The following is a 7,941-nucleotide window of genomic DNA, read 5'->3' as shown; positions in this document are numbered from 1 at the left end:
CCATCGAGGGCAAGACGTTCCGCATCGGCAAGCCGTCGCCGAACTGCCCGATCGGCGAGACGACGGTCACGGTCACCGCCAAGTACCCCACCCTGGCCCTGCACCAGTTCACCATGCCCGCGGACATGCGGTGGGCGGTCACCTACACCGACCGCAGTCACCACGAGCGGCTGCTGATGTTCGCGCTGAACCCCGACGCCGGTCTCAACGCCATCGGCAACGAGTTCGACGCCGGCGCCATCGCCCTCTCACCGGAAGACGGGAAGTGGGTGTACGACGCCATCGAGCCCGGTGCACGTGTGGAGATCAAGGGCCATCAGGGCGGCGAGAAGAACGACCCGGACTCCGTGTGCTTCGAACGCCAACCGATCACCGTCAAACACTGACGCCGAACCGGCCGAACCGTCAGCGCGCCACGCCCTGACGCCGCAGCCGACCAGGTCGGCACCGGACACCCCCCGATAGCGTGCGCGACGCACGCATTGGTGCTACAGTCAGGTGAAGCGTGCGTGACGCACGTAGTGTCCTCTCCTCGCGCTCATCTCGAAAGGAAGCTCCCATGACCCGCACCGGCATCGAAGCAGCCCTCAACGACCTGCTCTTCAACCGCGACCTCACGCTGGACGAGGCCGCCGACCGGCACTTCACCCCCGACTACCGCCAGCGCACGGACGGCGAGTGGGCCGACCGCGCCGAGTTCCTCGACCACATCGCCCACCTGCGCGGCATCGTCGCCGACGGCAAGGTCGAGGTGCACGACGAGCTGTACGACGGAACCAAGTACGCGGACCGCCACACCTGCCACATCACCAAGACCGACGGCTCCACCGTCACCATGGAGGTCTACGTCTTCGCCGACCTCACCCCTGACGGCCGCTTCCGCCGCATCGAGGAGACCACCCTCATGCTCCAGGGCACCGACGCCGACCGAGACCTCGGCAGCGCCCGCTGACCGCCCTCCGGCGCAGTCCCGCGCAAGGGTGCGGCGACTGCGGTCTGCGCCGTGCCGGCCTTCAGGGCTGAGCAGGCTCCGGGGTCCTTCCCCAGGTGAAGTCCCTTCCCTGACGCCTCGGTTCAGCCCGCCGTCAGTTCCGTGAGCGGCAGCGTGTGCTGGGTGTGGACCACCTTCGCGCGCAGGTAGCGGACGTTGTGCGCCGTGGTGAAGACACCCGTGGGGACGTGCTGTGTGACCGTCAGACCCAGGTCGCGCAGCTGGGCCGCCTTGTCCGGGTTGTTGGAGAGCAGGTCCAGTGCGTCGATGCCGAGGGCGCCCAGCATCTGCGCGGCGGCCGTGTAGTCGCGGGCGTCCTCCGGCAGGCCGAGCGCGGCGTTCGCCTCATAGGTGTCCAGGCCCTGGTCCTGGAGGGCGTAGGCGTCGAGCTTGTTGTAGAGGCCGATGCCGCGGCCCTCCTGGCGGAGGTAGAGCAGGACGCCGCCCCGGTCGGCGATGCGCTCCACCGCCTCGCGCAGCTGGGGGCCGCAGTCGCAACGGGCCGAGCCGAAGACGTCGCCGGTCAGGCATTCGGAGTGCAGCCGCACCAGCGGGGGACGTTCGGCGGAGGGCTCGCCCAGGACCACGGCCACATGCTCCTGCCCGTCGGCCAGGCCATGGAAGGTGACGAGGTCGGCGGTGACCGTGTAGCCGTCGCCGAAACGGAGCGGGACCGTCACGCGGGTGCGGACCGAGGCGGTGGGGATGTCGGCCGGAATACCGCTGTCACTGGTCGCGTTGGCGTCACGTACGTCGCGCATGTGTTCGTCTCTTCTCCGTGCCGGCGGGATGCGGATGCGGAGGGCGCGCCTCGCACCGCTCATGCTTCAGATTTGAAGCACACCCTCGGTCGGAGACTCTAACCCTGCTTTAAGTTTCAAGCAACGTATTTAAGCGGTCACGCCCGCGGTCATCGCCGCGGTCACGCCGTGGACGAGCGACGGCGCCATGGCACCCCGCCGCACGCCGACCGCTCCTCGTCCTGCTGGAGCGCCCCCGCGATCTGCCCGCAGATGGCCTCCAGCTGTGCCACCTGCTCCGGCGTGAGGTGGTCGAAGAGGGAGGCGCGGACCGTCTCGACATGGCCCGGCGCCGTCCGCTCCAGCAGTTCCATGCCGGCGTCCGTCAGGACCGCCAGGCTGCCGCGCCCGTCGCTCGCGCAGCCCTCCCGGTGCACCGCGCCGTCCTTCTCCAGACGTGTGACGGCGTAGGTCAGCCGACTACGCGTGATCTTGAGTGTCTCGGCGAGGTCGGTCATCCTCATCCGGTGTCCGGGCGCGTCCGAGAGGTTGGCCAGGATCGAGTAGTAGAGGTGCGGCATACCGGCCTCCTGCTGGAGCTGCCGGTCGATCGCGTCCTCCAGGAGCCATGATGCCGCCAGATACGAGCGCCAGGCGCGCTGTTCCTCGGGGGTGAGCCAGCGGGTCGTCGTCATGGCGCCAGTGTAGTTATTGTTTAAAAGTTGAACCATAAGTGCTTCCCGACCTGCCTCCCGACCCGCTTCCCGCCCCCTGGCCGCCCCCGTGGCCGACCCGCTTGACTGCCCCTGCCCGGCCCCGCCGCCCGACCCGGTTTCCCGACTCCTGGAGCGCATCCCATGACCCACCCCTATGTCCTGTTGTCCGCCGCCGTCTCCCTCGACGGCTTCCTGGACGACACCGGACCCGAGCGGCTCCTGCTGTCCGGACCCGAGGACTTCGACCGGGTCGACGAGGTGCGGTCGGGCAGTGACGCGATCCTCGTCGGCGCGGGCACGCTGCGCACCGACAACCCGCGGCTGCTGGTGTACTCGGCGGAGCGGCGCGCGGCACGCATCGCCGCCGGACTGCCGGAGTTCCCGCTCAAGGTCACCGTCAGTGCCTCCGGGGCCCTCGACCCCGACGCCGCCTTCTGGCACACGGGCGGCGCGAAGGCCCTCTACACGACCGACGCGGGCGCACGGCGGCTGCGGGGTCTGCTGCCCGCCGACGTGGAAGTGATCGCGCTCGGGCCCGAGGTGGAGTGGCGGGCGGTCCTCTCGCACCTGAGGGAGGTGAAGGGCGTACGGCGATTGATGGTCGAGGGCGGCGGCCGGGTGCACACCCAGCTGCTGCGGGAGGGGCTCGCGGACGAACTCCAGCTCGCCGTCGCGCCGCTGTTCGTGGGCGAGGCGGACGCGCCGCGGATGTTCGGTCCGGGGGCTTACCCGCCGGGACGGATGCGGCTGGTGGAGACGCGGCAGGTCGGCGATGTCGTGCTGATGCGCTACGTGCCCACGGCACCCGGCACCGGGTCGCTCGCCTCCGCCGCCGACCGGCGGTGGCTGGAGACGGCCTGCGAGCTCGCGGCGCAGTGCCCGCCGTCCGAGACGGCCTTCAGCGTGGGGGCGGTGATCGTCGCGGCCGACGGCACGGAACTGGCGCGGGCGCACTCCCGCGAGGGCGGCGACCCCGTCGTCCACGCGGAGGAGGCGGCCCTGGCGAAGCTGGACGCCGCCGACCCCCGGCTGGCCGGTGCCACCGTCTACAGCAGCCTGGAACCGTGCGCCCGCCGCGCCTCCCGGCCGGCGCCGTGCTCCCGGCTGATCCTGGATGCCGGGGTGCGACGGGTGGTCACCGCCTGGCGTGAACCGGACACGTTCGTGAAGTCGGCCGACGGGAACGCGGTCCTGGTGGCGGAGGGCGCCGATGTGGTGCTGCTGCCGGGGTACGAGGCGCTCGCCAAGGCCCCGAACGCCCATCTGCTCGGCCCGCTCAGCCCGCCGCCGAGCCGCCCCTGACGCGCCGCGGCGGCCCCTCGGGAGACCGGAATCCGCTGGTGAGGGGCCCTGAGCGGAAAACCGTGTGCTTGGCCTCCCGCGCATGGCGTACACTGGTTTCACCGACGCGGGGTGGAGCAGCTCGGTAGCTCGCTGGGCTCATAACCCAGAGGTCGCAGGTTCAAATCCTGTCCCCGCTACTGACGGCGGAGGGCCGGAGTCCGAAAGGGCTCCGGCCCTCCGTGTTTTCCGGGGCATCCCCGTTTTCCGGGGCATCCGCGTTTTCCCGGGCGCGCGTGCCTCCCCGAACCCGGTGTCTTCCCGGGCGCCCGTGCTTTCCAGAACGTCCCTGGGCGCACGCCAGTACTCCGCCCGGCCCACAGCGGTCGCCTTCCGCTCACCTTCCGGAAAGCCTGGACGGGTGGTGCAGCAAGCAGGTGCGCGGTGCGTCGAGACGTTCTACGACCAACATGACCGGCCGGAGGACAGCCGGGCGTCCGGCGATCCCGGACCCGGCGGCAAGGCCGCCGGGGCCCTCGGGGCGCCGGGCCGGGCCGGAGGCGAAGGCAGGGGGGAGGGCGAGACCCTCCGTTCCCTGCGGGTGCGGGCACTGCTGTCAGCCCTGCCCGCGCTGCTCATCGCCATAGGCGCCGGCTACGACTGGCTCACCCTCTCCGATGTCACGGCGGGTCCCCTCTTCACCGCCGCCCCGCTCGTCGCCGCGCTCCTGTACGCGCTGCGCGGCACCGTTCTCACCGGGGTGGCCGCCGTCCTCGCCATCCTCGTGATCCATTTCGGGCCCCGCCTCGGGCTCGGCCTCGCCGCTCGCGCCGGATCGGTCACCGAGACGGTCACCATCGTCACCGTCGCCGTCCTGGCCGTCCTGCTCAATGTGCTCGTACGCCGCAAGAACGAACGCCTGGCCTCAGCCCGCGAGATCGCCGGGGCCGTCCAGCGCGCCGTGCTGCCCGAACCCGCCGCCCGCATCGGCGGACTGGACATCGCCGCCCGCTACGAGGCGGCCCACGCGGGCGCCTTCATCGGCGGTGACCTGTACGCCGTGCAGGACTCCCCGCACGGAGTGCGGCTCATCGTCGGGGACGTGCGCGGAAAGGGAATGGGGGCCGTGGCCGCGGTCGCCGTCCTCATCGGCGCCTTCCGGGAGGCCGCCGAGCAGGAGACGACGCTGGAGGCCGTCGTCCAGCGCCTGGAGCGGGCGCTGTCGCGCGAGGGCACCCGGCGTCAGGGGCTCGACGCGTCCGAGGGTTTCACCACCGCGGTGCTCGTGGAGATCCCGCACGGGGGCGGGGCCACCCGTATCGTCAACCGCGGCCACCCCGCCCCCTTGCTCCTGCTTCCGGACGGCACTCTGAGCGTGCTGGAGACCCAGGAGAGCGCGCTGCCGCTCGGGATGGGCGACCTGGGGATCTGGCCGGACCGCGCCGAGGAGCGGGACTTCCCGCCCGGGGCGACGCTGCTCCTGCACACGGACGGCGTCTCCGAAGCGCGGGACGCGCACGGCGAGTTCTACGATCCCGCGGCCCGGCTGGCCGGATGCGGAACTCCCGCTCCCGGTGCCCTGCTGTCCGCCGTCGTCGAGGATGTCGCCCGCCACACCAAGGGCCGTGCGACGGACGACATGGCTCTGCTCGCGGTACGCCGTCCCGACGCGCCCGAGGTTTCCCGGCCCTCTTGATGATTGTCACGGCCGGTGAGCACATGATGCCTCTCCGCATAACAATTGACGAACCGTCACATTGTCCGAGGTTTATGGAGCGTGGTCAACTCGCCCTTTTTGGGTGGTTCATGGTGTGAAAGTCCTGGCCAAAGGCGTAAAGGATCTCTCTGAACAGCTTGGAATCCGGGTCCCGCGTCTATTAACGTTCGATAACGCAGCGCGGTCGTCCCAGCCGTCACAAGAGGCGGCTCCGTGCGCGTGTGCCGAATCCCGCAAGGGAGCCGGGGAACCACCACCTTGGGGTGAATCGGGCGGAGACCGTCGTGGCAGCACGGCTGGTATACGCGCGTAGGAGACCTTCCTCTCCGAACCCGTCAGCTAACCCGGTAGGCGAGACGGAAGGAAAGGAGTGCGCCCACGTGGCGTCCAACCGGCCTGCCCAGAGCACCTCGTTCGCCCCGAACGACACCCACGCGTTCGGCTTCGCACCCGGCGCCGACGAGGCCCCCTGGGAGGAGTGGAACCCCACCGAGGACTCCCTCCGTCCCGTCCGCGGTCGCCACCGCGTCAGCAAGCAGCGTGGGGGCGGACTCGCGCGCAGCTCCACCGTGCTCGGCGTCGGCGTGATAGCGGCCGTCGGCGCGGGCGGTATGGCCAGTGCCCAGACCGGCAAGGCGCCCGTCTCCATCTCCATGCCGGACCTGTCCTCGCTCACGCACTCGGCCAAGGAGCTGATCGGCGAGGACACCGGCGCGAAGCACTCCGAAGGCACGACGGCCACCGAGGCGGCGTCGGACGGCTCCGGCGCGGGTGAGGCGCTGCGCTCCCGCATCATGCAGCAGGCCGAGTCCCAGCGGGACAGCCTGGCATCCGCTTCCGTGCAGGCGACGGAAGACGCCGCCGTGAAGAAGGCCGCCGCCGCGGCGGCCAAGGCGCAGGACGACGCCGTGGCCAAGATCGCCGCCGCCAAGAAGGCGGAAGAGGCCAAGAAGAAGGCCGAGGAGGCGAGGCTGGCCGAACTCGCCAAGCAGTACACGCTGCCGACCTCCTCCTACACCCTCACCTCCCGCTTCGGTGACGCCGGTTCCATGTGGTCCTCCGGCTACCACACCGGTCTCGACTTCGCCGCGCCCACCGGGACGCTCATCAAGGCGATCCACAGCGGCACCATCACGGAGGCCGGCTGGGCCGGAGCCTACGGCTACCGCACGATCCTGACGCTGGACGACGGCACGCAACTCTGGTTCTGCCACCAGTCGTCCATCAACGTCAGCGTGGGCCAGAAGGTGTCCACGGGCGACGTCATCGGGCGCGTCGGCGCGACCGGCAATGTGACCGGACCGCACGTGCACCTGGAGGTCCACCCGAACGGCGGCGCCGCGATCGACCCGATGGCCTGGCTGCAGGGCAAGGGCCTCAACCCCTGACGGACGCCCCGGCAGGGGCCCCGAAGCATCCCCGCCGACCGCCCCCGGGCCGCAGTGCCCGCGGGGCGGAGTGCGGGGATCCGTTCATTTGCGTGATCTTTGCCCCGCTCCGGAACGCCACTGCCGGTACGGGCGTTGACGCAGTTCATGACTTCCCTTCGCAAGCTCGGCTCCTCCGACCTCGAGGTCTTCCCGCTCTCCCTCGGCGGCAACGTCTTCGGCTGGACCGCCGACGAGGCGCAGTCCTTCGCCGTCCTCGACGCCTACACCGCGGCCGGCGGCAACTTCATCGACACGGCCGACGCGTACTCGGCCTGGGTTCCCGGCCACCGGGGCGGTGAGTCCGAGACCGTCCTCGGCGCATGGCTGAAGGCGCGCGGCAACCGCGCGGACGTCGTCGTCGCCACCAAGGTCAGCCAGCACCCCGAGTACAAGGGGCTGTCCGCGGCGAACATCAAGGCCGCGGCCGACGCGTCGCTGCGCCGCCTGGACACAGACCACATCGACCTCTACTACACACACTTCGATCAGCCGGACGTGCCCGTCGAGGAGATCATCGGCGCGCTCGACGAACTGGTGAAGGCGGGCAAGGTGCGCGCCATCGGCGCCTCCAACATCTCCGCCGAGCGCCTGAAGGAGTCCCTCGACTTCTCCGACCGCGAGAACCTGGCGCGCTACGTGGCACTCCAGCCGCACTACAACCTGGTCTCGCGCGACACATACGAGGGCGCGCTCCAGGACGTCGCCTCCCGGACCGGCCTCGCGGCGATGCCGTACTACGCGCTGGCCGCCGGCTTCCTCACGGGCAAGTACCGGCCGGGCGCCACCGTGGACTCGGCGCGGGCGCAGGGCGCGGGCAAGCACCTTCGGACCGAACGCGGCCCCCGGGTCCTGGCGACCCTCGACGAGATCGCGGTGGACCGGGGCGTGGAGGTCGCGACGGTGGCCCTGGCATGGCTGGCCGGCCGGCCGACGGTGGCGGCCCCGATCGCCTCCGCCCGCACGCCGCAGCAGTTGCCGGCCCTGCTCGCGGTGGCCGATCTGGTGCTCACCGAGGAGGAGACGGAGAAACTGACGGCGGCTTCCGCCTGACCGGCGGGCCCGGCGC

8 protein-coding genes, 1 tRNA gene and 1 riboswitch are annotated in these 7,941 nt (G+C 71.0%); of the genes, 7 read left to right on the top strand and 2 right to left on the bottom strand.

Going from position 1 to position 7,941, the window contains the following annotated elements; translation table 11 throughout:
- A partial coding sequence (locus tag ABZ845_RS30115) for a hypothetical protein (RefSeq protein ID WP_360986052.1) occupies positions 1 to 386 on the top strand: 386 nt, incomplete at its 5' end.
- Between the two features lie 173 nt (positions 387 to 559).
- Positions 560 to 952, top strand: a complete 393-nt coding sequence (locus ABZ845_RS30110; RefSeq protein WP_360986049.1) for a nuclear transport factor 2 family protein — start codon at positions 560 to 562, stop codon at positions 950 to 952.
- Between the two features lie 122 nt (positions 953 to 1,074).
- Here ABZ845_RS30110 and ribA read toward each other — a convergent pair whose 3' ends face one another.
- Positions 1,075 to 1,752: a GTP cyclohydrolase II gene (gene ribA / locus ABZ845_RS30105; protein WP_360986046.1), complete on the bottom strand. Its 678-nt coding sequence runs from the start codon at positions 1,750 to 1,752 to the stop codon at positions 1,075 to 1,077.
- A 161-nt stretch (positions 1,753 to 1,913) separates the two neighbouring features.
- Positions 1,914 to 2,426: a MarR family transcriptional regulator gene (locus ABZ845_RS30100; RefSeq protein ID WP_360986044.1), complete on the bottom strand. Its 513-nt coding sequence runs from the start codon at positions 2,424 to 2,426 to the stop codon at positions 1,914 to 1,916.
- A 162-nt stretch (positions 2,427 to 2,588) separates the two neighbouring features.
- Here ABZ845_RS30100 and ABZ845_RS30095 point away from each other — a divergent pair, with 162 nt between their 5' ends.
- From ABZ845_RS30095 to ABZ845_RS30075, 5 genes are all read left to right on the top strand, one after another.
- Entirely contained in the window at positions 2,589 to 3,749 is a 1,161-nt protein-coding gene (locus ABZ845_RS30095; RefSeq protein ID WP_360986041.1) for a dihydrofolate reductase family protein, read from the top strand.
- A gap of 105 nt (positions 3,750 to 3,854) precedes the next feature.
- Positions 3,855 to 3,928, top strand: a tRNA-Met gene (locus ABZ845_RS30090).
- 221 nt (positions 3,929 to 4,149) lie between these two features.
- Positions 4,150 to 5,424, top strand: coding sequence for a PP2C family protein-serine/threonine phosphatase (locus ABZ845_RS30085; protein WP_360986038.1), 1,275 nt, complete (start codon positions 4,150 to 4,152; stop codon positions 5,422 to 5,424).
- Between the two features lie 233 nt (positions 5,425 to 5,657).
- Positions 5,658 to 5,814, top strand: a riboswitch (cyclic di-AMP (ydaO/yuaA leader).
- Positions 5,815 to 5,825: 11 nt separating this feature from the next.
- The gene (locus ABZ845_RS30080) at positions 5,826 to 6,833 is read left to right on the top strand and encodes a M23 family metallopeptidase (protein ID WP_360986035.1); all 1,008 of its coding nucleotides are present in this window, start codon (positions 5,826 to 5,828) and stop codon (positions 6,831 to 6,833) included.
- A gap of 147 nt (positions 6,834 to 6,980) precedes the next feature.
- Entirely contained in the window at positions 6,981 to 7,925 is a 945-nt protein-coding gene (locus tag ABZ845_RS30075) for an aldo/keto reductase (RefSeq protein WP_360986032.1), read from the top strand.
- Positions 7,926 to 7,941: the final 16 nt, after the last annotated feature.

Origin of the sequence: Streptomyces sp. NPDC047022 (assembly GCF_040644155.1) — a bacterium.
Taxonomy (GTDB): Bacteria; Actinomycetota; Actinomycetes; order Streptomycetales; family Streptomycetaceae; genus Streptomyces.
Note: the sequence above shows the minus strand (reverse complement) of the source record. Positions and strands in the feature narration are given on the sequence as shown.

Bases quoted from the DNA above. Each gene is read 5' to 3' on its own strand.
- ABZ845_RS30095 (WP_360986041.1), top strand. From the start codon at position 2,589: ATGACCCACCCCTATGTCCTGTTGTCCGCCGCCGTCTCCCTCGACGGC.
- ribA (WP_360986046.1), bottom strand. From the start codon at position 1,752: ATGCGCGACGTACGTGACGCCAACGCGACCAGTGACAGCGGTATTCCG.
- ABZ845_RS30100 (WP_360986044.1), bottom strand. From the start codon at position 2,426: ATGACGACGACCCGCTGGCTCACCCCCGAGGAACAGCGCGCCTGGCGC.
- ABZ845_RS30110 (WP_360986049.1), top strand. From the start codon at position 560: ATGACCCGCACCGGCATCGAAGCAGCCCTCAACGACCTGCTCTTCAAC.
- ABZ845_RS30075 (WP_360986032.1), top strand. From the start codon at position 6,981: ATGACTTCCCTTCGCAAGCTCGGCTCCTCCGACCTCGAGGTCTTCCCG.